Source organism: Polaribacter sp. Z022 (assembly GCF_023555495.1).
Classification (GTDB): domain Bacteria; phylum Bacteroidota; class Bacteroidia; order Flavobacteriales; family Flavobacteriaceae; genus Polaribacter.
On record NZ_JALCZO010000001.1, the window covers coordinates 169,925 to 194,310 of the forward strand.

Annotated in this window: 20 protein-coding genes; 7 read left to right on the top strand and 13 right to left on the bottom strand. The window is 29.8% G+C overall.

What is annotated here, in order from left to right:
• Positions 1-2: 2 nt before the first annotated feature.
• The 3 genes from nrfD to MPF13_RS00725 all read right to left on the bottom strand — a co-directional run bounded on the left by nrfD (position 3) and on the right by MPF13_RS00725 (position 5,963).
• Entirely contained in the window at positions 3-1,451 is a 1,449-nt protein-coding gene (gene nrfD / locus MPF13_RS00715) for an NrfD/PsrC family molybdoenzyme membrane anchor subunit (protein ID WP_249980307.1), read from the bottom strand.
• A gap of 72 nt (positions 1,452-1,523) precedes the next feature.
• Positions 1,524-4,577: a TAT-variant-translocated molybdopterin oxidoreductase gene (locus tag MPF13_RS00720; RefSeq protein WP_249980308.1), complete on the bottom strand. Its 3,054-nt coding sequence runs from the start codon at positions 4,575-4,577 to the stop codon at positions 1,524-1,526.
• Positions 4,578-4,658: 81 nt separating this feature from the next.
• A complete protein-coding gene (locus MPF13_RS00725; protein ID WP_249980310.1) occupies positions 4,659-5,963 on the bottom strand; it encodes a cytochrome c3 family protein in 1,305 nt (434 codons plus the stop codon).
• A 192-nt stretch (positions 5,964-6,155) separates the two neighbouring features.
• Between MPF13_RS00725 and MPF13_RS00730 the strand changes: the two genes are divergently transcribed.
• Positions 6,156-6,524 (top strand): SPOR domain-containing protein, encoded by a 369-nt coding sequence (locus tag MPF13_RS00730; RefSeq protein WP_249980312.1) that lies wholly within the window; start codon positions 6,156-6,158, stop codon positions 6,522-6,524.
• On the opposite strand, the gene MPF13_RS00735 is transcribed toward MPF13_RS00730, so the two are convergent.
• The 4 genes from MPF13_RS00735 to MPF13_RS00755 form a co-directional block, all read right to left on the bottom strand.
• A complete protein-coding gene (locus MPF13_RS00735; protein WP_249980314.1) occupies positions 6,525-7,088 on the bottom strand; it encodes a DUF2911 domain-containing protein in 564 nt (187 codons plus the stop codon).
• A gap of 196 nt (positions 7,089-7,284) precedes the next feature.
• On the bottom strand, positions 7,285-9,396 hold the full coding sequence (feoB, locus tag MPF13_RS00745) for a ferrous iron transport protein B (RefSeq protein WP_249980316.1): 2,112 nt from the start codon (positions 9,394-9,396) through the stop codon (positions 7,285-7,287).
• Between the two features lie 6 nt (positions 9,397-9,402).
• A complete protein-coding gene (locus tag MPF13_RS00750) occupies positions 9,403-9,627 on the bottom strand; it encodes a FeoA family protein (protein WP_249980317.1) in 225 nt (74 codons plus the stop codon).
• Positions 9,628-9,678: 51 nt separating this feature from the next.
• Positions 9,679-10,359 carry an SCO family protein gene (locus MPF13_RS00755; protein ID WP_249980318.1) on the bottom strand — a complete coding sequence of 227 codons (681 nt, stop codon included), beginning with the start codon at positions 10,357-10,359 and terminating at the stop codon, positions 9,679-9,681.
• A gap of 172 nt (positions 10,360-10,531) precedes the next feature.
• Between MPF13_RS00755 and rseP the strand changes: the two genes are divergently transcribed.
• Positions 10,532-11,878, top strand: coding sequence for an RIP metalloprotease RseP (rseP, locus tag MPF13_RS00760; protein ID WP_249980320.1), 1,347 nt, complete (start codon positions 10,532-10,534; stop codon positions 11,876-11,878).
• 352 nt (positions 11,879-12,230) lie between these two features.
• Here the strand turns inward: rseP and MPF13_RS00765 are convergent, their stop codons facing one another.
• From MPF13_RS00765 to MPF13_RS00780, 4 genes are all read right to left on the bottom strand, one after another.
• Positions 12,231-12,386, bottom strand: coding sequence for a hypothetical protein (locus MPF13_RS00765; protein WP_249980322.1), 156 nt, complete (start codon positions 12,384-12,386; stop codon positions 12,231-12,233).
• 167 nt (positions 12,387-12,553) lie between these two features.
• Positions 12,554-13,981, bottom strand: a complete 1,428-nt coding sequence (locus tag MPF13_RS00770) for a flotillin family protein (protein WP_249980324.1) — start codon at positions 13,979-13,981, stop codon at positions 12,554-12,556.
• A 9-nt stretch (positions 13,982-13,990) separates the two neighbouring features.
• Positions 13,991-14,560: a hypothetical protein gene (locus MPF13_RS00775; RefSeq protein ID WP_249980326.1), complete on the bottom strand. Its 570-nt coding sequence runs from the start codon at positions 14,558-14,560 to the stop codon at positions 13,991-13,993.
• Positions 14,561-14,863: 303 nt separating this feature from the next.
• On the bottom strand, positions 14,864-16,690 hold the full coding sequence (locus MPF13_RS00780) for a TonB-dependent receptor plug domain-containing protein (RefSeq protein WP_249980327.1): 1,827 nt from the start codon (positions 16,688-16,690) through the stop codon (positions 14,864-14,866).
• A 68-nt stretch (positions 16,691-16,758) separates the two neighbouring features.
• Here MPF13_RS00780 and MPF13_RS00785 point away from each other — a divergent pair, with 68 nt between their 5' ends.
• From MPF13_RS00785 to MPF13_RS00805, 5 genes are all read left to right on the top strand, one after another.
• The gene (locus tag MPF13_RS00785; protein WP_249980328.1) at positions 16,759-18,264 is read left to right on the top strand and encodes an aminotransferase-like domain-containing protein; all 1,506 of its coding nucleotides are present in this window, start codon (positions 16,759-16,761) and stop codon (positions 18,262-18,264) included.
• Positions 18,265-18,338: 74 nt separating this feature from the next.
• A complete protein-coding gene (locus MPF13_RS00790; RefSeq protein WP_249980329.1) occupies positions 18,339-19,604 on the top strand; it encodes a Y-family DNA polymerase in 1,266 nt (421 codons plus the stop codon).
• A gap of 9 nt (positions 19,605-19,613) precedes the next feature.
• A complete protein-coding gene (locus MPF13_RS00795) occupies positions 19,614-19,991 on the top strand; it encodes a putative signal transducing protein (RefSeq protein WP_249980330.1) in 378 nt (125 codons plus the stop codon).
• A gap of 61 nt (positions 19,992-20,052) precedes the next feature.
• Positions 20,053-20,763, top strand: a complete 711-nt coding sequence (locus MPF13_RS00800) for an OB-fold nucleic acid binding domain-containing protein (RefSeq protein WP_249980331.1) — start codon at positions 20,053-20,055, stop codon at positions 20,761-20,763.
• A 45-nt stretch (positions 20,764-20,808) separates the two neighbouring features.
• Positions 20,809-21,243, top strand: coding sequence for a LexA family protein (locus MPF13_RS00805; protein WP_249980333.1), 435 nt, complete (start codon positions 20,809-20,811; stop codon positions 21,241-21,243).
• 68 nt (positions 21,244-21,311) lie between these two features.
• Here MPF13_RS00805 and MPF13_RS00810 read toward each other — a convergent pair whose 3' ends face one another.
• Positions 21,312-23,813, bottom strand: coding sequence for a S9 family peptidase (locus MPF13_RS00810; protein ID WP_249980334.1), 2,502 nt, complete (start codon positions 23,811-23,813; stop codon positions 21,312-21,314).
• A gap of 103 nt (positions 23,814-23,916) precedes the next feature.
• Positions 23,917-24,366 (bottom strand): nucleoside deaminase, encoded by a 450-nt coding sequence (locus MPF13_RS00815; RefSeq protein ID WP_249980336.1) that lies wholly within the window; start codon positions 24,364-24,366, stop codon positions 23,917-23,919.
• Positions 24,367-24,386: the final 20 nt, after the last annotated feature.

Consider the following 24,386-nt stretch of genomic DNA (forward strand, 5'->3'; position numbering starts at 1 on the left):
AATTATTCTTTATTAGATTTATCTGATGTACCTTCTGCAACAGTAATAGCTGGTTTAGTTGGTATACCTTGTTCTCTTCTCTTCTTGTAAAATTCACCAGAAGATTTTAAAATTGTTTTTACTTCGGCTTGTGCTATAACTGGAAAAGTTCTTGCATATAATAAGAATAATACAAAGAAGAATCCAATTGTTCCTACAAAAATACCTACGTCTACAAATGTAGGCTCAAAACGCCACCATGTAGAAGGTAAATGACCTTTACTTAATACAATAGCAATAATATCAAAACGTTCAAACCACATACCAATATTAATTGCTATAGAGATAACGAAAGTCCAGATAAAGTTTCTTCTTATTTTCTTAAACCATAATAATTGTGGTGTAAAAATATTAAATATCAATAACGACCAGAATGCCCAAGAATAAGGTCCTGCTTCTGCTCCTAAAGATAAATACGTATAGTTTTCATAAGGAGAACCTGTATACCAAGCAATGAAGAATTCTGTTGCATAAGCTACTGCTACAATACCTCCTGTTAAGATAATTACAATATTCATATATTCTATATGCATACGTGTAATATAATCTTCTAAATTAGTAACTTTTCTCATTATTCCTAATAACGTCTGTACCATTGCAAATCCAGAAAAGATTGCTCCAGCTACGAAATAAGGAGGGAAAATTGTTGAGTGCCAACCTGGATTGATAGATGTAGCAAAATCCATTGATACAATTGTATGTACAGAAAGTACTAATGGTGTTGCTAAACCAGCAAGAACTAAAGATACTTCTTCAAAACGTTGCCAATCTTTTGCTCTTCCTGACCAACCAAAAGATAATAAAGCATATATCTTTTTTTGGAAAGGCTTTACAGCTCTATCTCTAATCATTGCAAAATCTGGTAATAAACCTGTCCACCAGAAAACTAATGATACAGATAAATATGTAGAAATTGCAAATACATCCCATAATAATGGCGAGTTAAAGTTAACCCACAATGATCCGAATTGATTTGGCATTGGCAATACCCAATATCCATTCCATGGACGTCCCATGTGAATAATTGGAAACAATCCTGCTTGGAAAACCGCAAAAATTGTCATTGCTTCTGCAGAACGGTTAATGGCCATTCTCCATTTTTGACGGAATAATAAAAGTACTGCAGAAATAAGTGTTCCTGCGTGACCAATACCTACCCACCATACAAAGTTAGTAATATCCCAAGCCCATCCAATGTTCTTGCTCAATCCCCAAACTCCAATACCAGTTCCTACTGTGTAAAAAATACATCCAAATCCCCAAAGCATTGCTGCTAAAGAAATATAAAATGCTATGTACCAATTTTTATTTGCTTTTCCTTCTATAGGTTTTGCAATGTCCTCGGTAATGTCGTGATAACTTTTATCACCTAATACTAAAGGTTCCCTTATGGGTGCTTCGTAATGAGACATATTTTTATTACTTAGTTTTTATTCTTTATTGTTTTAAAGTATAATGAAAAAACATTATAGCTTTACTTTTTTTTACGCTTCGTTTGTATTCTTAACTTTAACTTGATAGATTACATTTGGTTTTGTTTGTAAATAATCTAACACGCCATAAGCTCTTTTGTCTTCTATTAATGCTGTTACTTGGTCTTTTTCGTTGTTAATATCTCCAAAAACCATAGCTCCTGTTGTACATGCAGAAGAACATGCAGTTTCAAACTCATCTGTATTAACAGCTCTTCCTTCTTTTTTAGCTTTTAAAATTGTTGCTTGAGTCATTTGAATACACATAGAACATTTTTCCATAACTCCTCTAGAACGAACTACAACATCTGGGTTTAACACCATTTTACCATATTCATTGTTCATGTTAAAGTCAAACTCGTTATTATTTGAATAATTAAACCAGTTAAAACGACGAACTCTATATGGACAGTTGTTTGCACAATATCTTGTACCAACACATCTGTTATAAGCCATTTGATTTTGTCCTTGACGACCATGAGATGTTGCTGCAACTGGACAAACAGTCTCACAAGGAGCATGATTACAGTGCTGACACATCATTGGTTGGAAAGTAACTTCAGGATTTTCTGCTTCAGTTTCTAAAACTTCATATAAGTCTCCTCCACTTAAGCCCATTGCCTTAGCTTCTTCTCTAGTTTCTACTTCAGAAGAATAATATCTATCGATACGCAACCAGTGCATATCTCTACCAACTCTTACTTCTTTTTTACCTACAACTGGCACATTGTTTTCTGCATGACATGCAACAACACAAGCACCACAACCTGTACAAGAAGTTAAATCTATAGATAAGTTAAAGTGATGACCAACTTCTCTGTTGTGCTCATCCCATAAATCTATAGTATTTGCCTCAACTTCATTATGATCATAAGATACCATAGAAGGCTTATTCCAAGTATGTTTTGGATCTACACTACTATTGTACTCTTTTAATGAAGCAACTTTTAAAATATCATGACGTCCTGCAATTGTTTTTTGTACTTGAGTACAAGCAAACTTATGAGTTCCTGATACTTTTTCAATTGTTACTCCATATTGAATATTGTTTCCATTAGCATAAAGCGGATAAGCATTTACACCAACTTGCATTTCTTCTTTTAATCCGAAAGTTTTACCAAAACCTACAGCTAAACCAACAGATCCTTTTGCTTGACCTGGTTGAATCATTACAGGAACTGTAACAGAAACTCCATTTACTGTTACTTTTGCATAATCACCATCAATAGCTCCATTATCTTTTACAGGGTTTTCAAAACCTAATTCTTTAGCATCAGCTATAGACATAGTTAAGTAGTTATCCCAAGAAGCTCTTGTAATAGGATCAGGGAATTCTTGTAACCAAGGATTATTTGCTTGTTTACCATCACCTAAACCAGTTTTAGCATATAAATTCAATTCAAAACCTGATGCTTTTTTAGCTGAAGAAGCTAAAGCAGCAGCCACAGTAGAAATAACAACAGTAGATTCTTTAACTTCAGTTTCAGTAACAGAACCTATAGAGAATCCATTATGTAAAGCTGTATTCCAAGAACCACCAACTAAATCATTAGAAGTAGCAAAAGATTTTAAATAATCGTAATAATTTGTAGTATCTCCAGACCAATTTAATAAAGCGTCTTGAACTTGACGTGTATTAAATAATGGCTGAATAGTTGGTTGCATTAAACCATAAGTAACCTCATCAAACTGAGTGTCTCCCCAAGATTCTAAGAAATGTGGAGTTGGTAATGCAAAATTAGAAGCATTTACAGTTTCATTGTTCTCTGTAGATAATGCAACTGACAACTCTAATTTTTTCAATCCATCAACAAAATCTGATGAATTAGATAATGAATAAATTGGATCTACATTGTAAGAAATTAATCCTGCAATTTTACCAGCTTTCATATCAGAAACTAATTGAGCAACTTCTACATCATTTCCTTGACGGATATTTAATGTATTCTTTGTGTCAATAATTTCACTATTTAATGCTTTGTTTATTGCCAGAGCAATTAACTGTGCATTTACATCATTTAAACCTGTTAATACAACACCTTTAGATCCAGCTTTCTTTAATTCTATAGCCATTTTCTTTACTTCTGCATCTGCTGAAGTAGACTTAGAAGAAACAGAATCTCCTGTTATTGCGTTGTATAAATTTAATAATGCAAATACTTGATCAGAAGGTTTTACAACAACTCTTTTATCAGAATTTGCACCTGTTAAAGACATATTACTTTCAAACTGAACATGGTAAGACATTTTACCAGTTTCTGGCTTTCTCCCAGCTATATATTGCTTTTCAAATCCTCCATGAAAATCTCCAAGAAAATCTGCTCCAAAAGAAACAATTGTTTTTGCTTTATCTAAATGATAGTTTGGCAAAGCACGTTTACCATACATAGCTGACATTGCCTCTACTGCTCCAGATTCTGAAATAGCATCATAAACAACATGCTTTACATTTGGGTTTGCAGCAATAAAGCCTTCAATAATCATATTTGTAGAAGGGCTTGCCATTGTTCCTGTTAATAAAACTACTGGTTTACCCGCTTCTTTTAATCCGTTTAATTTAGCTTTAATTTCTTTATCTGCATCTGCCCAAGAAATTGCTTTACCTCCTTTTGTAGGTTCTTTTAAACGTAATTTTTCATCATATAAAGACAAAACAGAAGCTTGTACTCTTGCACTAGTAGTTCCATTAGCTTCTTTGTTTGGCATTATTTGAATTGGACGTCCTTCACGAGTTTTAACTAAAACGTTTGCAAAATCGTAACCATCTGCCATAGAAGTTGCATACCAATCTGCAACTCCAAGAGTTACATCATCTGGTTTAACAACATAAGGAATAGACTTTCTTACTGGTCCTTCACATGCAGCTAAAGATGCAGCAGCAGTAGTGAACCCAACATATTTTAAAAAGTCTCTACGAGAAGTAGAAGAGTTCTCTAATGTTTCTTTATCACCTAAAAACTGATCTGTAGGAATTTCCTCTACAAACTCGTTTTTACTTAACGTTTCAACAATAGAACTATCTTTTAGTTCCTCAACACTTTTCCAGTATTTTTTGTTTGAAGCCATTTATGCTTTTATTTAATGATTAAAAGATTTAAAAATTGAATAACTACAATTTGTTGAATCTTTAAATTTTTTAATTTCTAATTAATAGTGACACTTACCACACTCTTTTCCTCCTAATTGAGAAATAGTAACTTGATCTACGTTGTATTTCTTTGCCAAATCTTCATGAATTTTCTTGTAATAATCATTACCTTTTAAATTCACTTTTGTGTCTTTATGACAATCTATACACCATCCCATTGTTAATGGAGAATATTGATATAATTCATCCATTTCCTCTACAGGACCATGACATTTTTGACAATCTAAACCTGCAACTGTTACGTGTTGTGAGTGATTGTAGTATACAAAATCTGGTAAATTATGAACTCTTACCCATTTAATTGGAGAAGTTTTACCAGTATACTCTAAATTATCAGCATCCCATCCTGCAGCAGCATATACTTTAGCAATTTCTAAATCTAATTCTTCTTTTCCAAGAACAATACCATCTTCCATTTCTACAACAGTATCATCAGCAACTTCAGAAATATTTTTATGACAATTCATACAAACATTTACAGAAGGAATACCTGATGTTTTACTATGCTTAGCAGCAGAGTGACAATATTGACAATCTATCTTATTATCACCAGCATGTATTTTGTGAGAAAATGCAATTGGTTGAATTGGTTGATACCCTTCATCAACACCAACTTTAAACAAAGTTCCAAAGAAAACATAAGCACCAATTAACATTAAAAATATTGTAGTTAATACTTTTAAGAAAGTGTTTTGTTTTAAACCTTCCCAAAGTTCATGAATATCTCTTTTAAAACTAGAACTTTCTCCTGGAGCAGTATTCCCTTTTAATTCATTAACTTGCTTTAACAAGCTAGCAATCATTAAAAAGGCAACAATTATTGCAGCAGCTAATATATAAATTAACCAACCTGGAGCCTCACCAGAAGCACTTTTAGCAGCACCACCTTCAGCAATTACTTCTTTTTTCTTAATCTCACCAACAGTAGTGTAATATAAAATATCATCTACATTTTGGTCTGATAACTGTGGAAAAGCAGTCATTGGAGAACCTTTGTACTCGTCAAAAATAGCTATAGCATCTGAATTTCCAGAAGCTCTTAACTCAGCATTGTTTTTAATCCAAGCTTTTAACCAATCATTCTCTCTTTTTTCTTCTACACCACCTAAAGCTGGCCCAATAAGTTTTTTGTCTAACTTATGACAAGAAGCACATAAAGATTTAAATAATTTTTTTCCTTCTTTTTGACGCGCTTCATCAATTTCTTGCGAATAAGACGATAAGCTAAATGCAAAAATTAAGAGAAAAGTAAAACTTTTAAGGAGAAATGCGGTTAGTCTATTGTGTAATTTTACACTTTTCATATTTAAACTTTGTTAAAATATCTAATATAAAATGATAAAAGTCATTTTTTTCGGTTTGACAAAAGTACTACTTCTTCCTAAATTTTAAAAAGCTAAAAGAATGTTAAATATAATTTATAACAATTCTAAATAAGATTATTTTCTAATTTATTTCTAAACTTGTCGTTATTTTTGTACAAAATATTAAGACGCATGAAAATTAAATTTATTGTTATAACTTTTTTGACTGTTTTATTTACAGCAAATTACAGTGCTTTTTCTCAAAATAAAACAACAAAATCAACAGAAATTAAAAGTATAATTTCTAAAAAAAGAAGTTTTAACAAGAAGTTTGGGTTTGGATATAGAATACAACTTTACAATGGTAATGAACAACAAGCAAGAAAATTTAGAGCACGTTTTAATATTGAGTTCCCAGAAAACTCATCTAAATTAGTTTATAATGCTCCTGAATGGAAAGTACAAGTTGGCTTATACAAAACCAAACTAGAAGCAGATAAAGATTTAATTAAATTTCAAGAAAAGTTCTCTGGAATTATAGTTGTACCAATGGGTAAATAGTTACTCTTTTACTACAACTTCATTTAAAGGAATAGTAACTACTTTAGTACCCCAACCTAAATACATATTTATATTTTTAGCTTCTTCTTTTTTATTGAAAGTTATAGAAAAAGCTTCTATGTTTTTATTAGATTCTGAAACTTTACCAGATACCCTAATAACGTCTTGTTCTTTTTTGTAGAAATAAGAACCCCAAACGTTTCTTTGGTTACTTATAATTATTGTCCAATCTCCATCTGTTGGAATAGTAAATAACGAATACGTTCCTGCTTTTACATCTTTCCCTCCAAAAACAACATCTTTGTAAAATGTAATTTCTGCAGCCTCATTAGCACCAGTTCTCCAAACTTTATCATTAGGTGCAAGCTTAGATAAATCTCTACCTTTTAGTTGTGGTCTTCCGTAAATTACTTTTACTAGTTTATCTGAATTTTTCCAATGAGTTGGATAAGAAGCAGCATCCATAGGACTTACATCTAATTTAGGAAATTTTTGTGCAAATAAATTTGACGAAGTTGTAAAAGCTAAAACAAGAACTAAAACTGAAAGTATAGATTTTTTCATTTTTTAAAAAATTATAAGTGTGTAGTCTTCAAAAATATAAAACCTAACAAAAGAAAGCTACTAATTTTATGTTAAAGAAAGTTTTAACAACCACAATCTGGATTACAGCCTTTTTTCTTTTTTGTAGAAAAACCAAACTTTTTCACTAAAAAAACAACCGCCAAAACAACTATTATATATGTAATAATTTCTTGCATTAGCTTAAGATTTGATAAGTTATAAAAGAAGCTACATATGCCAATAACCCCATTCCAAATAACTGAATAAGTGGCCATTTCCAAGACTTTGTTTCTCTTTTAACAATTGCCAAGGTTGCCATACATTGCATTGCAAAAGCATAAAAAATCATTAACGACATTCCTACAGGAAAATTAAACCTGTTTTTACCATTATCTGGATTAATTTCTGATGCCATTTTTTCTTTAATGGTAGCTGTATCTTCATCATCTGAACCAACACTATAAATGGTTGCTAAAGTACCTACAAAAACTTCTCTTGCTGCTAAAGAAGTAATTAGAGCAATTCCTATTTTCCAATCATAACCTAAAGGTTTTATAGTTGGTTCTATTGTTTTTCCTAGGATTCCAATATAAGAGTTTTCTAATTTTACAGATGCAATTTTTTGTTGCAATTCTACATCAGATAAATTTTGATTTGCAACATTTTCAACAACATTTTTTTCTGCATTTTTAAAAGACGATGGCCCATTAGAAGCTAAAAACCATAAAATTATAGACAGTGCTAAAATTATTTTTCCTGCCTCTAAAACAAAAGATTTTGTTTTTTCTACAACTTCATAAAATACATTTTTTACAGAAGGTAATTTATAGTTTGGCATTTCAACTACAAAAAATGATTTCGATTTTATTTTTAATGTTTTATGTAAAATAAACGCTGCTAAAACAGCCGTTACAAAACCTAAAGCATATAAAGACAATAAAACTAAACCTTGTAAATTTAAAATTCCGAAGATTTTTTTATCAGGAATAATTAAAGCAATTAATATAGCATAAACAGGCAAACGTGCAGAACATGTTGTAAAAGGTGTTACTAAAATTGTAATTAATCTTTCTTTCCAACTAGAAATTGTTCTTGTTGCCATAATTGCAGGAATTGCACATGCTGTACCTGATATTAACGGAATAATACTTTTACCATTTAAACCAAAACGTCTCATTATTTTATCCATTAAAAAAACCACACGACTCATGTATCCTGTTTCTTCTAGTATGGCAATGAATAAAAATAAAATGGCAATTTGTGGAATAAAAATAATGACACCTCCTATTCCTGGTATAATTCCTTCTGCTAATAAATCTGTTAATACTCCTGTTGGTAAATTGCTTTTTGCAAAGTCAGATAATTCTGCAAAAGCACCATCAATAAAGTCCATAGGAATTGAAGCCCAATCAAAAACCGATTGAAAAATTAACATCAATAGAAAAACGAAAAAGAAATATCCGAAGATTTTATGTGTAAATATTTTATCTAATTTACTTCGTAAATCTGTTGCTTTACTTTTATCAACTATATATGTCTTTTTTAGAATTTTATTTATTTCTTGATAACGATAAATAGTTTCTTTATGCTGATATTTCTTTAATTTAGAAACATCTTTTTTAAAGGCCAATAACTTTTCTTTTTCTTCTTTAGTTATTGATTCTGGATAATTATTTTGAGTAACCATCAACCATAATTCGTATAAAGAATAATTTGGGCTGATTTCTTTTAATTTATTAAAATAATCTGGGTCTATCTTATGATCTATACCACATAAAGGTGATGCTTTTGCTGCTACATGACATCTAATAATTGCTGCTTTAACGTCATCTATTCCTTCATTTTTTCTTGCACTTATTAAAACAACTTCTGTGTTTAATTCTTTTTTAAGCAAAGACAAATCAATAGTAATTCCTTTTCTATTCATTTGATCAACCATATTGATTGCCAAAACTGTTGGAATTTCTAAATCTTTAATTTGCGAAAAAAGCAGTAAATTTCTTTTTAAATTTTCTACATCTGCAACTACTAAAATTACGTCTGGAGACTCTTTAATATCCTTTTTTAATAAAGTTTTTAAAACAATACTTTCATCTAAAGAAGTAGGATTTATACTGTAAGTACCAGGCAAATCTGTAATTACTGCATTTTGTGTTGAAGACAACTTACTAACTCCTTCTTTCTTATCTACAGTAATTCCAGGATAATTACCAACTTTTTGATTTAAACCCGTTAATTGATTAAAAAGTGAGGTTTTTCCTGTATTAGGATTCCCTATTAAAGCAACTTTTATATCGTTTTTAGACATTTAGTTTTAGCTTTTCAAGATTAGTATTTGTGAAGCAGTTTCTTTTCTAATGGCAAGATGACTTCCATTTACACATATGTATAAAGGGTCTTTTAAAGGTGCAATTTGAACCAATTCTACTTCAGCTCCAGGTAAACACCCCATTTCTAGTAGTTTTAATGGAATTATATCTAATGATTCTTCAGAAATATATCCAATTTCTCCTTTTCGTAAAGTAGCTATTGTATTCAATTAATTTTATTTGGGAAGCAAAGATATGAATTTAGAATGATTCTAAACAAGTTATTTAGAAGCATATTCTTCTTTTAACAGTACAATGTCTGTTTTTAATTTCTCCATTTCGTTTTTATCTGTACCATCATAGTAACCTCTAATACGTCTTTCTTTGTCTACTAATACAAATTGTTCTGTATGTATAAAGTCGTTTTCATCTCCATTTCCTTCATCTAAAACAGCAAAATAACTCTTTCTTGCTAAGTCATAAATATGTTTTTTACTTCCTGTTGTAACATTCCATTTTCCATCAATTACACCTTTTCTATTGGCATATTCTTTTAAAACAGAAACACTGTCTATAACTGGAGTTACAGAATGAGACAGAAACATAATTTCATCATCATTTTTATAAAATTCTTGCAATTCGCTCATATTATAAGCCATTGCAATACAAATTGTTTGACAACGTGTAAAAAAGAAATCGGCTATATATATTTTATCTTTATAATTATTATTGGTAATTATATTTCCATTTTGATTTACCAAACTAAAATCTGCAATGGTATGGTTCTTTTGAATGTGAAACATACTTTCATCTACCAATCTTGGGTTAACATCTGATGGGTTATAAATTTTAAGACGATTGTCTACTTTTAATAAATGATAAAAAACAGTAACACCTACAGCAGAAAAAACTACTAAAAAAATTAGTGTTGGTATAGATTTTTTAAAGAATTTTAACTCCATAAAACAACTTTTATATCAACAAATTTACAACTTATAAAGCCCTTAAAAAAACAATCAAAAACAAATACTATCTAAAATCTTTGTTAAAATAAAAATGTAGCCAAATTAGTACTTTTAATACTCTCTTTAAAAACGTACATTTGCCACTATTTTAATTATGATTTAACGCTGAATGGAAATATTAATAAAAGCATCGCAATTTATTTTAAGTTTATCTTTATTAATTGTTTTGCACGAGTTAGGGCACTTTATCCCTGCAAAATTGTTTAAAACTAGAGTAGAAAAATTCTACTTATTTTTCGATTATAAATTTTCGCTTTTTAAGAAAAAAGTTGGTGAGACTGTTTATGGTATTGGTTGGATTCCTTTAGGAGGATATGTAAAAATATCTGGAATGATAGATGAAAGTATGGATACAGAGCAAATGGCTTTACCACCTCAACCTTGGGAGTTTCGTTCTAAACCTGCATGGCAACGTTTAATTATTATGTTGGGTGGTGTTTTTGTAAACTTTGTTTTAGGAATTTTTATCTACATAATGCTTATGTATGCATATGGAGAAAAGTTTTTACCTAACGAAAATGTAAAAGATGGTGTTTGGGTTCAAGATTCATTAGCAATAGATTTAGGTGTAAAAACTGGAGATAAAATTTTGACTATTGATGGAGAAAAAATTAAAAAATTCTCTGAATTAACTTTAGGTTTTGTTAACGGTAACAGCTTTCAAATAGAAAGAAATGGAGCTGTTATTGATATGGAAATTCCAGAAAATTTTATTTCTAAATTAGTAGATAGAGGTAAAAATGCTGGAGCAATTTTATTACCAAGATATCCATTTGTTATAGCAGGTATTTCTGATGACTCTCCAAATTTAAATGCAGATTTAAAGAAAAAAGATATTGTTGTTGCCATAAATGGAAATGCTATTACTTATTTTGATGAAGCACAAGTTCAGTTAGATAAATATAAAAATCAAGATATCTCTATATCTGTAAAAAGAGGAACAGAAATTAAAGAAGTTCCAGTTAAAATAACAGAAAACGGAAAATTAGGAGTTGGTATTGGCCAATTATCTTTTAAAGATTTAGAAAAATTAGGTTATTATGATTTAGCAGAAATTGAATACTCTTTTGCAGAAGCTATTCCTGCAGGATGGAATAAATCTGTTAAAACACTTTCTGATTATATAAAACAATTAAAAAAGATTTTTAACCCAAGTACTGGTGCTTACAAAGGTTTAGGTGGATTTATTTCTATTGGAAGTATTTTTCCATCAGAATGGAGCGCTCAATCTTTCTGGAATATAACTGCATTTTTATCTATTATGTTAGGTTTTATGAATCTTTTACCAATACCTGCTTTAGATGGAGGACATGTAGTGTTTACCCTTTGGGAAATGATAACAGGTAAAAAACCAGGAGACAAATTCTTAGAATATGCACAAGTAACAGGTTTTATCTTACTTATTGCATTACTGTTATTTGCAAATGGTAATGATATATTTAGGCTGTTTAAATAAATAATTATTCTTAAAATATTACATAAACTAAACCTCACATTTTGTGAGGTTTTTTTGTTTAAATCTTAAAAGATGTATTTATGAAAGAGATCCAAGTATATTTTGTATTACAATTATCGCAAGAATAAGACTTAGTGCCTGGTATTAATTTTACAAGTGGATCTCTTTTCATTCTATGCCTAGATTCTGATTTGCATTTTGGACAAGCTTTCACAATTTAGAAAATTAAAAATTAAACACCTAATCTATTAAATTACAATCAATTAAATATATATTGTTTTAACCAATTTGTATGTGATAATTACTTTTTTAATTATAAAATAAAAAGAGCCTCTCAATTGAGAGGCTCTTTTTAAATTCTTAAAGAACGGTTGATAAAGGAAAACCAAGTATATTCTGTATTACACTTATCACAAGAATAAGCTTTGGTACCTGGTATTAATTTAGCAAACGCACTTCTTTTCATTCTGTGTCTAGATACAGACTTACATCTTGGACATGCTTTCATACGTTGGGGAAATTATATTGTTTAACACCCGCAATTTACTAAATATAAAATACATGAAAACAAGTAGTTACACCTATTTAGTATTTTATTAAACTAACCTTAATGATAATTTTATAATAGGATAAAAAAACCACTATTCAAAAATCATTGAATAGTGGTAAAATTATTTAAGAAACAGTATCATTTGTATCTGTTATTTCTGTAGAATCTTCTTCTTTTACATCTATTGTTTTACCCTTTAAATAATCTGGTAATTGCATTCCTGCCATATTAAACATTTCTTGTAAAGGAGGAACAGCTTTATACATTCCTGAGATAAAATTTGAAGTAGAAGATTTTCCATCTTTACCTCCACCATTTTCCCAAACAGTAACTTTATCAATTTTAATATTTTTAATTGCTTCTGCTTGTGTTTTAACCAATTCTGGTAATTTATCTGCTATTAATAATAAAGCTGCATTTTGAGAATCATTTCCAGCTGCTTTAACAATTTGATCTAAACCTGCTGCTTGTTTTGTTAATACTTCATACAAACCTTGAGCCTCTGCTTGTGCTTTAAACAAAATTGCATCTGCTTCTCCTTTTGCAATTCTTCTAATATTTTCTGCTTCTGCCTCTGCATCAATTTCTACTTTTCTTTTATCAATTTCTGCAGGTACAATAACATCTGCTACTTGAGAAGAACGTTCTCTTTCTGCTCTTGCCAATTCTGCTTCTTTTTCTGCTGCATAAGATTCTTCTAAAGCTTTTGCAGATTGTACTTTTTCAGCTGCAATTGCTACTCTTTCTGCTTCTGCTTCTCTTTGCCTACGTAAAGAATCTGAATTTGCAACCGCAATTTTTGCAGTATTTTCTCCATCTACTGCTTGTGCGTTAGCTGCAGCAACTTGAGTTCTTTCATCTTGCACAGCATTTGCTTCACCAATAGAACCATCTCTATTTTTTTCTGCAACCGATTTTCTAGCTGCATTAATTGCATGTGCTGCTGCTTCTTTACCTAAAGCTTCAATATAACCAGATTCATCAACAATATCTGTAATATTTACGTTGATTAACTTTAAACCAACCTTCTTTAATTCTGATTCTACAGATTTAGAAATATTGGTTAAAAACTTATCTCTATCTGAGTTAATTTCTTCAATATCCATAGAGGCAACTACCAAACGTAATTGACCAAATATAATTTCTTGAGCCAATTCTTGAATTTCATTCTGACCTAAACCTAACAATCTTTCTGCTGCATTTTGCATAATTCCTGGTTCTGTAGAAACACCAATGGTAAATCTACTTGGTACATTTACACGAATATTTTGCTTAGAAAGTGCGTTTATTAAATTTACTTCTATTGAAATTGGTGTTAAATCTAAAAATTCATAATCTTGAATTACAGGAAAAATAAAGGCGGCTCCACCATGAATACATTTGGCAGATTCACCACCACCAACTTTACCATACACTACCAAAATTCTGTCTGAAGGACATCTTTTGTAGCGTTTTATCATAGCAACTATTAAAATAAATATGAATAGAATTGCAATACCTATTCCTATTAAGCCCGCAAAAGGGCTACTTTGTAATAAAATAAAATTTAGCATAGTAATTTTTTAATTTTGAGGTTCTATAATTAATATTCCGTTGTTTGTAACTTCTATCACTTTAATAACAATTCCTTGTTTTAAATCTACTTCAGAGTCTGTTAAAGCCTCTAACTCTCTTAAAGCTCCTTGTACTTTTACTTGTACTTTTCCAATTTTAGATCTTTTAGCTCCTACTGTTAAATACACTTCTCCAATAGAATTTAAAGCGTTTTGCATTTTTAATGTACCACTAGAAGTTAATTTACTGATGTAATAAAACATTGCTGCCATTACAAACATCATAGCTAAACCACAAAGTAAAGACACAAAAATTGTTACAGATTTAGAATATCCTGCATCTAAACAAGCAATTCCACTCCATCCAAAAATAGTAAAGAATGCAACTAAGTTTTTTAAAGTAAAAAATTGAAATCCTGCACCAGTATCTGCATCAATTTCTGCATCTACATCACCTATATCATCTGTATCAGCACCTACAAAAGTGCCAATTAAAACAAATAAAAATATTATTGTAGAAATTCCTGTAATTATCCAATATGTCTTTTGAAAAGACGATAATTCTTGAAACCATTCCATCATAGCTAGTTTGTTTTAAAAAGTGATTAAATATAACATTTTTTGATTGAATAAAGTGAGTTATTCTATCAATTAAAAAATAGACTCATTTTTGTAACAACAACCCAATAGCGCAATTTTAAGGTGATTAAAACTTCATTAAAAGTACCTTTTAATCTAGAATTAAAAAGATGAAGTAATTATGTTTTAGTTGAGTTTCTATTTATTAGTAGCTAAAATTTAATTTTTGTTACAAGCAAATTTAAAAAACAAAAAAACCTCCATAATTAATTATGGAGGCCCTAAATATTAATTCAAAAATATTTAAAAGTTATATCTTAATCCAAATAACACATTACTTGGTGGCATTGGCACAAAACCAGACTCTATATAATCTGCATTAAAAATATTATTTGCAGTTAAAGTAAAATTTAGTTTATTTACATCTACAATTACAGAAGCATCCCAAACATTATAACTTGTACCCACAGTTCTTTCTGCATGTTTGTAAATAATATTTTGTCTTACGTTTTTAAACAATTTACTTGCAAAACGTGTTATAAATTGGTGTTTTAATGTATTTAATGAATAACGAGATAAGTCTTTATTTTGATCTAAAATATTATCATCTAAAAAGTTATAACTAAAAGATAAGGTTTGCTTAAATTCTTTAATTTTAAAATGATAATCTGTATTAAACTCAAACCCTTTTGTATTTACTTCTGCAAGATTAGTAGCTACAAACTTTGTTGCAGTTACATCTGGTTTTACAAAATCTATTAAATTAGTTGCGTTTCTATTAAAAATTGCAATAGAAGTAGAAACTCTTTCAGAATTATATTTTAATCCTAATTCTTGAGCAAAAGCTTCTTCTGGTTTTAAGTTAGGATTACCACTTGTACTACTATCATTATAATACAAATCTGTATACGTTGGTATTCTGTATGTTACCCCTAAATTACCATAGGCTTTAAAATTATCTGACAATTGATATCCAATATCCAACCCTGGAAAAGCGTGGAATTTAAAATCAGAAAAATACGTAACAGCAACTCCTGGAGTAATATCTAATTTATCATCTGCCAATTTAAAACGATGCTCTAAAAACAAGTTTGCCATAGTTCTATTTCTGTTTCCTAAGTTATTACTACTAATAAATACTCTAGAAATATCAACTCCAAAACCAGTAACACCTAAATTAGATGTATAAGCAGCATTCGTTTCTACACCTACTTTATTTGTAATGTGTAAGTTTCTATAAAAACTAGGATCGTCTCTTTTTAACTGAAAAATATCTTGACCTCTTTTCCAATAAATTCTTGGTGTAATTTTTAAGTTTTCACCTTTAAAAGTTGTTGAAACACCTAACAAACTACTTTGAGTTTCTTCATACTCGTTAAAACCCCAAGAAGTTGGTGTGTAAAAATTTTGAGCTCCAAATTTCTTATCAAAGAAATTAGCTAAAACTTCTATAGGTTGTTTGTTTTTATTAAAAACACCTTTTAAAAAATAACTGTAGTTTTTATAATCAGAATTATCTCTATACCCATCAGAAGTTAACGCACCAACATGTGCAATAATTGATGAGTTTTTAAACTCTTTACCAACAGTTACAGAACCGTTTAATTGGCCAAAAGAACCTGCTTCTGCATTTACAGAAACTGTATCTGATAAATTCTTTTTAGTAACAATATTTATAGCTCCAGTAAATGCATTTTGCCCAAAAACTCTTGCTGCAGGACCTTTAATAATTTCTATACGCTCAATAACCTCAATTGGTAAAGCAGCATTCATTGTATGGTGCCCTGTTTGTGCATCGTCCATTTTTATACCATCAATTAAAAGTAATGTTTGATCAAAACCTCCACCTCTAATATATAAATCTGCTTGACTTCCAGCAGTTCCTCTTCTTCTAATATCAACTCCTGCTACTTGTTGTAATAAATCTACCACATTTGTTGCAGCACTATTTTTTATTTGGTCTGATGAAATTACATTGATTGTTCTAGAATTTTCTTTAAAAGGTAAATCTATTCTAGAAGAAGTAATAATAACTTCTTTTAAAGTGTCTCTTTTTACAGAGTTGTCTTGTGCTTTTACCTGAAAAGCAACTAATAATAAAACAATTACTAAAGTAATTTTAATTTTCATGTTTTGTGATTTTAATAACGTTGCAAAAATCGTAACTTTCCGGACGATTAAAATAGTCCAGTTTTAAAATGATTGATAGTCCGGTTAAAATTCTTTTTAAACAACTCATTGAGTTTGATAAATCTCTTACACAACCTGTATACATACAAGTATCACAACAAATTATCAATGCCATTCAACGAAACTATTTATCAAAAGGAACTGTGTTACCAGGAACTCGTGTTTTAAGTAAATTACTAAATATTCATAGAAACACAGCTGTAGCAATTTACGAAGAATTGGCATCTCAAGGTTGGGTAGAAATTATTCCAAATAAAGGAACATTTGTTTTAGACCCTGCATTAAAAAATACAAAGATAAAAGCGCCTTCACAAAAAATAAATGAAGCTTACAAGTATGCAAAAAACACTGGTTTTCCTTTCGAAAAATCATTCAACTTAGCATCTACAATACAACTAACAAATGCAACTTATTCCATTAATGATGGAAATCCAGATTTACGATTACACCCAGTTCATCAATTTACAAGATGGTACAGTGCTGCCATGAAACGTAAAACTTTAATAAAAAAATGGAACAGACCTAACGAATCTTCTTATTCATTATTTCAAACACAACTTTGCAATTATTTAAATGCTACTCGCGGTTTTCATATTAACCCAAACAACTTAATAAGTACAAGAAGTACAGAAATGAGTTTGTACATTGTTTCGCAATTATTAATAAAACAAAACGATGTTGTATTGGTGGGTAATTTAAGTAATTATGTAGCTAATATGATTTTTCAACAAGCAGGGGCTAACATTAAAACAATACCTGTAGATAAAAGCGGATTAAACGTTGCTTACATTAGAAAACATTTTATAAAAGGAAGCATTAGATGTGTACATATTTGTGCTCATAGAGATTACCCAACCACTGTAACTTTAAGCGCAGAACGTCGTATAGAATTATTACAACTTGCCAAAGAATACGGTTTTGCTATTATTGAAGATGATTACGATTATGATTTTCAGTTTGAAGGTTCATCTATGTTACCCATGGCAAGTGCAGATGCTAATGGAATGGTTATTTATTTAGGAAAATTAGGGCAATCCTTATTTCCTAGTTTTCAAACAGGATTTGTGGTAGCCCCAGAAAATTTAATTTCTGAAGCAAAAAATTATTTACAATTATTAGATGAACAAGGAGATTTAATTCAAGAACAAATGTTGTCTGAATTAATTTATGAAGGTGAAATTCATCGTTTAATGAAGAAAAACATTGTTATCTATAAACAAAGACGCAACTGTGTATCTAAACTTTTAAAACAAGATTTTTCTGAAATTGCACAATGGGATATTCCTTCTGGTGGTTTGGCTTTTTGGATACAATTTCAACCCAAAATATCGCTTGTTAAATTAGCTGAAGAATCAGAAAAAAATGGTTTATTTATACCAAAAACTATTTTATTTCAAGATAAAAACACCTGTGCTATTCGTCTTGGTTTTGGTCATTTAAATGAAGAAGAAATTGCCCTTGTACTTCAAAAATTAAAACTTGCTTATCACAAAGTTTATATAAAATCTATTTAAAATTATTTCTTTTTTTAAGCAATTAAGATATTAACAACTGCTTTTTGCCTGCTATTTTTTGATACTTTTATAGCATGTTTGCACTAATAGATTGTAATAATTTTTATGCTTCTTGTGAGCGGGTTTTTAATCCGAATTTACAAGGAAAACCCATTGCTATTCTAAGTAATAATGATGGTTGCGTAATTTCTATGAGCGATGAAGCTAAGAAATTACAGTTGCCTTTTGGTGCACCTATTTTTAAGTGGGAACAGTTTTGTAAAGCAAATAATATTACCATTTTATCATCAAATTACCCTTTATATGGAGACATGAGTGCAAGAGTTATGAATATTTTAGCTCAATTTTCTCCAGATGTAGAAGTATACTCTATTGACGAATCTTTTTTACAATTAAAAGGATTTGAAAATTATGATTTAGAAGATTACGCTACCCAAATTAGAAGTAGAATTTTAAAATGGACAGGTATACCAACTTGTGTAGGTATTGCACCAACAAAAGCATTGAGTAAAGTTGCCAATAAAATTGCACGATCTAACCTAAAACAATCTAAAGGAGTTTGCATAATTGATTGCGAAGAAAACAGAATAAAAGCATTAAAATGGACTAAAATTGGAAACGTTTGGGGAATTGGACGTCGTTTAAAAAAACGTTTACAAGCCAAAGGATGTGAAACTGCATACGATTTTACACAATTACCAAGCAACTGGGTTTTAAAAAATTTTTCTATTGTAGAGTGGCGTTTGCAAAAAGATTTACAAGGCATTTCTAAAATTCCTCTAGAAGAAGTTTCTTCAAAAAAAATGATTGCAACAACACGTAGTTTTGAGTACACATATTCTGACATTGATAACCTTAAAGAACGTATTTCTACCTTTGCAGCAAGTTGTGCAGAAAAATTACGAGTGCAAAAATCGAGTTGTCATATGCTAATTGTACAACTTTCTAGTGACAGACATAAAAAAGATTTAGAACAACATAGAGAAAGTAAAACTGTTGTTTTTTCTTACCCAACAGATTCTACTTTAATAATTTGTAATGCAGCTGTAGAAGCTATAAAAGCAATGTTTAAACCCGGAATTAAATACAAAAGAGCTGGTGTTATTGTTGCTGGCTTAGTACCAAATGATAATTTTCAACTAAATTTATTTGATCACGAAAACCCAAAACACAAACCTTTAATGTCTGCAATTGATCATTTAAACCGTAAATTTAAAGCAGATAAAATTAAATTAGGAAATCAAGATTTAAAACGCACCTGGAAAATGCGTCAAGAACGTTTGTCTCCAAAATTTACCACAAATATTAATGATGTTTTTATTGTAAAAACCTCTAAATAAAATATTTTTATGAATGATGATTATAACATTTTAGCTGTATTTGAATATTCTACAGAAGCACATGTTACCAAATCTAAATTAGATTCAGAAAACATTCAAACAATGCTAATGGATGAAAAAACCATAGACTCTGACCCTTTGGTTAGCAATGCTATTGGAGGTGTAAAATTGCTAGTTCATAAAAACGATTTTGAAAAAGCAGTAAAAATATACAATGAAATTAGAATGTATCAAAAAGACAAAAATGGCAATGAAATTAACTGCCCTAAATGTCAATCAAACCGAATTTTAATAGCTCCAATTCAAAGAAAAAATGTCTTTTACATGTTGTTTCCTTTTTTTGAAAAAAGAAGGCATATTTGTAATGACTGTAAAACCATATTTTAAGTAATCTAAACTCTTTTATTTAAAGAAATGTTATAATTTGCACGTTCTTAAAACAAGAACAATGAAATACTTTGCATTATTTTTTTTATTTACAATAGGGTTTTTAACAAGTTGCAAAAAAAATGAAAAAACAGAAATTATTAAAGAAAAAGTTTCTGTAGAAAATTTAGCTTCTAAAAACATACATCAGATTAAAGTAATCGAAAAAATACCTGCTGGAGGATATGTTTATATTAAAGTTTTAGAAAAAGAAAAAAAATATTGGATGGCAATTCCTGGTAGACCTATAGAAATAGGAGCTACTTATTATTATGATGAAGGAGCAATGCAAATGGGGAAATATGAAAGCAAGAGTTTAAACAGAACTTTTGATAATATTGTTTTTGCACAAGGCATTAGAGATGAAAAAATTGCAACTAAAAAACCTAAAAAAAGAACTATCAATAAAGGAAAATCTAACGTGGTTAACGTTGATAAAGCTCCAAATGGAATTAGAATTGCTACTCTTTTTGAAAACCTAAAAGAATATCAAAATAAGCAGGTAATTATTAAAGGGCAAGTTATTAAGGTTAATAATGGAATTTTAGGCGTTAATTTTCTGCACTTACAAGATGGAACAAAAGGAAATGGCGAATTTGATATTACAGTTACAAGTAATGCTGAGTTTAAAGTTGGTGAAATAGTTACCATAAAAGGAACTGTTGTGTTAAATAAAGATTTTGGTTCTGGTTATACTTACGATGTAATCATTGAAAAAGCCGTTATTTTATAATATTTTTTAAAACATCTAATAAAAAGTTATAATTTGCAACATATTATGAACGCATCTAAAACACTTACTTTTTTTACACCTAAAGCTTCATCAGGAAATGGTGCTATTTTTGTAGATACTGGTATTTCTGCCGGATTTCCATCACCAGCAGATGATTTTAGAGAAACGCGTATTTCTTTAGATGATGAGTTAATCACCAATAAAGATGCTACTTTTTTTGCAAAAGTAAAGGGACAATCTATGATTGATGCTGGTTTAGATGATAACGATTTATTAGTTATTGATAGAAGTTTAGAACCTGCAAACAATAAAATTGCAGTTTGTTTTTTAGATGGAGAATTTACCGTAAAAAGACTTCGAGTAGAAAAAAATGAAGTTTGGTTGCAACCAGAAAACCCAAATTACCCAATTATAAATATCACTGAAGAAAATGATTTTGTTATTTGGGGAATTGTAACCAATGTTATTAAAAAAGTATAAAAAAACTCCAAATTTTCATTCGGAGTTTTTTTATAATATGAGTTCTCGACTGCGTTCGAACAGACAAATTATCTTTTCATTGGTTTGTCCATATTCATAAATAAAAAGTCAACATCAGTTACTTCTTTACCTAATAAGTATTTACTAAAATGATCTGCTCTTAACCAAAAAGAATATTCAGACATATTACCAAAACCATGTCTTTGCCCTGGCATTACCATAAATTTAAAACGTTTATTCGCTTTAATTAATTGGTTTGCCATTCTAATAGTTCCTGCAGGATTTACGTTATTATCCATATCTCCATGAATCAACATTAAATGTCCTTTTAAGTTTTTTGCCAAAGATTGATTGGTGTCAATTTTATATTTATGTGTAATTTTTCCTTTACCATCAATTTCTTCTTTTACTCCATGATGGGTTTCACTCCACCAAGAATTATATACTGTATTATCATGATTTCCTGCAGATGAAACTGCTGCTTTAAAAAAGTCTGGATACACTAACATTGCAGCTGTAGACATAAATCCACCTCCTGAATGTCCATAAATTCCAACTTTTTCAATATCAATAAACTTATGTTTATTTGCCAATTGTTGTGCAACATATTTTTTATCTGCTAAACCATAATCGCGTAAATTTCCATAACCATAATTATGATACCATTTAGATCTATCTGGATGCCCACCTCTATTTCCTAAAGTAATTACAACAAAACCAACTTGCGCCATTCTATCTAAACGATCCATTCTGTAAGAAAAAGATTTGTTTACAGCTTCTGTTTGTGGTCCAGGATAAACATATTCTAACAACGGATAAACTTTTGTAGAATCCATGTCAAAAGGCTTATACATTACACCATAAATATCTGTAATTCCATCATCTGCTTTAACTTTAAATGGCTCTGGAAATTTGTAACCTGATGCAAATAATTGCGATAAATCTGCAGTTTCTAAATCCATTACTTTTCTACCACTTGCATCTCTAACTTCCGATTTTGGAACTGTATTTACTCTAGAGAAATTATTAATAAAATACTTATTAGAGTCTGACATACTAGTTCTTGTAGTAAAATCTCCAGCATTTAAAGTTCGCATACCTGTTCCGTTTAAATTAATTTTATACATATGTGCATAATATGGGTCTTGCTCTTTATTTACACCATTTGCAGTAAAATATAAAGTTCTTGTTTTTTCATCTAAACCATCAAAATTATCTACATGAAAATCTCCAGAAGTAACTTGTTTCTTTAAATTTCCATCTGTATCATAATGATAAAAATGTGCCCAACCATCTCTTTCTGCCCAATGCAACATTTCTTTTTCATTGTTAAATAATATTAACGGACGAGACTCTATATATGTATTAAAACGCTCTTCTATTAAAGTTTTGTACTCACCTGTATTAATGTCTGCAACATTAATATCTAATTTTTTTCTATCTCTAGAAATTACACTGAAATATACTTTTCCTTTTTTAGATAGTAATAATGAAGGCTTAAAATCATCATCTCTACTAGATTGTTTTCTTGGAGATCTATATACAGAAATACTTTGCTGACGAACAGTGTCTAAAGGTACTTTAATGTGTGTTTTTGTAGGGATATCAAAAATTAGCAACTCAGATTTGTAGTATTCTTGTTCCCCAGGCATATGATATTTATATGTTTCTAAAGTTGGTCTTTTTTTACCTGTTGAATTTATAACCCATAAATCTTTAATATGCCTTGAGTCTGATTTTTGAAAAACGAATTTTTTAGAATCATGAGACCAAGTTCCCCAAACACCTTTTCTGTCGTCTTTCTTTTTTTCTTTATCTACATTATCTTGTCCTCTACCTCCCCAAGTGTAACCGTAATTTTCTTCACCGTCTTTTGTCCATTGATTTTCTACAACAGTACTATCTTTTTCATCTTTAATAAACTTTTTAAAGTTTACTTTGTCCATCCAATATATGTTATGATTTTTACCATATAAAACAATAGAACTATCTGGTGCTATATTTGCCCATTTTTTCCAAGGCTCCTTTTCTTTCTTCTTAGTATCTATAATTGTTAATCCATTACTACCTAACCTATATTCTAAATGGTAAGTTTTCTTCTCCATTTTAGGTTTTTTCTTTTTAGTTTTTTTGGTAGATGTAGAATCTTTTTTAGTCTTCATTTTATTATCAACAACTTCTACTTCTTCTGTAGATGTTACTCTAAAACGAATAGCATTTTCGGCTTTATTAAACTTAAAACGTAGACGTGGTAAATGTTTAGCATCATAAGGATCTTTAGTTATTTCTGTTAACCATTTTGCCATTTTTACATTATCAAACAAAAACTTCTTAGTTTTTTTATCTAAATCTACAATGTAATGATTGGATCCTTCAGATGTTTTATAAGCATACCAAAAACGATTTCCTTTTTTTAACCAGTGTGGATTTACACTTGTAGAATGGACCATTTTAGCTAAATTCTTGGGAGAGTATTTAGAGGCTGCTCTATAATTTGGAGTTGGAGTTTCTTGTGCAGATATTATTGAAACAGTAAGAATCATCACAAAAAATAAAATGATTTTTTTCATTTGTAAGAGTTTGTTTGGTTTGAATTGTTGATAAAGTTCTCTAAAACAAACTAACCCACAAATTTTAATGTAAAAATTGTTAAATATTTAACAGTTTTTAACACTAATTCAAATTACGTTTTTCAATAAAAAAGCGTTTCAAAAGCTGAGAACATTCGTTTTCTAAAATTCCTGATACAACTTTTGTTTTTGGATGGATAGTTGTTTTTAAATTGACAAATCCTCTTTCTAGCTCAGAAGCTCCATAAACAATCTTACCAATTTGCGCCCAATAACTTGCACCAGCACACATCTGACAAGGCTCTAAAGTAACATACAACACACAATCTTTTAAATATTTTCCTCCTAAAAAATCTGCAGCAGCTGTAAATGCTTGCATTTCTGCATGTGCAGTAACATCGTTTAAAGTTTCTGTTAAGTTATGAGCTCTTGCAATAATTTTATCTTTAAAAGTAATGATTGCACCAACAGGAACTTCACCTTTATCAAAAGCAAATTCTGCCTCTTGTAGGGCTTTTTTCATAAAATAAGTGTCGTCAAAAGGTTGAATCATTTTTTAAAAATATAAAAACC

Bases quoted from the DNA above. Each gene is read 5' to 3' on its own strand.
- MPF13_RS00810 (WP_249980334.1), bottom strand. From the start codon at position 23,813: ATGAAAAAAATCATTTTATTTTTTGTGATGATTCTTACTGTTTCAATA.
- MPF13_RS00805 (WP_249980333.1), top strand. From the start codon at position 20,809: ATGAACGCATCTAAAACACTTACTTTTTTTACACCTAAAGCTTCATCA.
- MPF13_RS00795 (WP_249980330.1), top strand. From the start codon at position 19,614: ATGAATGATGATTATAACATTTTAGCTGTATTTGAATATTCTACAGAA.
- rseP (WP_249980320.1), top strand. From the start codon at position 10,532: ATGGAAATATTAATAAAAGCATCGCAATTTATTTTAAGTTTATCTTTA.
- MPF13_RS00780 (WP_249980327.1), bottom strand. From the start codon at position 16,690: ATGAAAATTAAAATTACTTTAGTAATTGTTTTATTATTAGTTGCTTTT.
- MPF13_RS00765 (WP_249980322.1), bottom strand. From the start codon at position 12,386: ATGAAAGCATGTCCAAGATGTAAGTCTGTATCTAGACACAGAATGAAA.
- MPF13_RS00800 (WP_249980331.1), top strand. From the start codon at position 20,053: ATGAAATACTTTGCATTATTTTTTTTATTTACAATAGGGTTTTTAACA.
- MPF13_RS00735 (WP_249980314.1), bottom strand. From the start codon at position 7,088: ATGAAAAAATCTATACTTTCAGTTTTAGTTCTTGTTTTAGCTTTTACA.
- MPF13_RS00755 (WP_249980318.1), bottom strand. From the start codon at position 10,359: ATGGAGTTAAAATTCTTTAAAAAATCTATACCAACACTAATTTTTTTA.
- MPF13_RS00725 (WP_249980310.1), bottom strand. From the start codon at position 5,963: ATGAAAAGTGTAAAATTACACAATAGACTAACCGCATTTCTCCTTAAA.
- nrfD (WP_249980307.1), bottom strand. From the start codon at position 1,451: ATGTCTCATTACGAAGCACCCATAAGGGAACCTTTAGTATTAGGTGAT.
- MPF13_RS00815 (WP_249980336.1), bottom strand. From the start codon at position 24,366: ATGATTCAACCTTTTGACGACACTTATTTTATGAAAAAAGCCCTACAA.
- MPF13_RS00770 (WP_249980324.1), bottom strand. From the start codon at position 13,981: ATGCTAAATTTTATTTTATTACAAAGTAGCCCTTTTGCGGGCTTAATA.
- MPF13_RS00785 (WP_249980328.1), top strand. From the start codon at position 16,759: ATGATTGATAGTCCGGTTAAAATTCTTTTTAAACAACTCATTGAGTTT.
- MPF13_RS00790 (WP_249980329.1), top strand. From the start codon at position 18,339: ATGTTTGCACTAATAGATTGTAATAATTTTTATGCTTCTTGTGAGCGG.
- MPF13_RS00730 (WP_249980312.1), top strand. From the start codon at position 6,156: ATGAAAATTAAATTTATTGTTATAACTTTTTTGACTGTTTTATTTACA.
- MPF13_RS00775 (WP_249980326.1), bottom strand. From the start codon at position 14,560: ATGGAATGGTTTCAAGAATTATCGTCTTTTCAAAAGACATATTGGATA.
- MPF13_RS00720 (WP_249980308.1), bottom strand. From the start codon at position 4,577: ATGGCTTCAAACAAAAAATACTGGAAAAGTGTTGAGGAACTAAAAGAT.
- feoB (WP_249980316.1), bottom strand. From the start codon at position 9,396: ATGTCTAAAAACGATATAAAAGTTGCTTTAATAGGGAATCCTAATACA.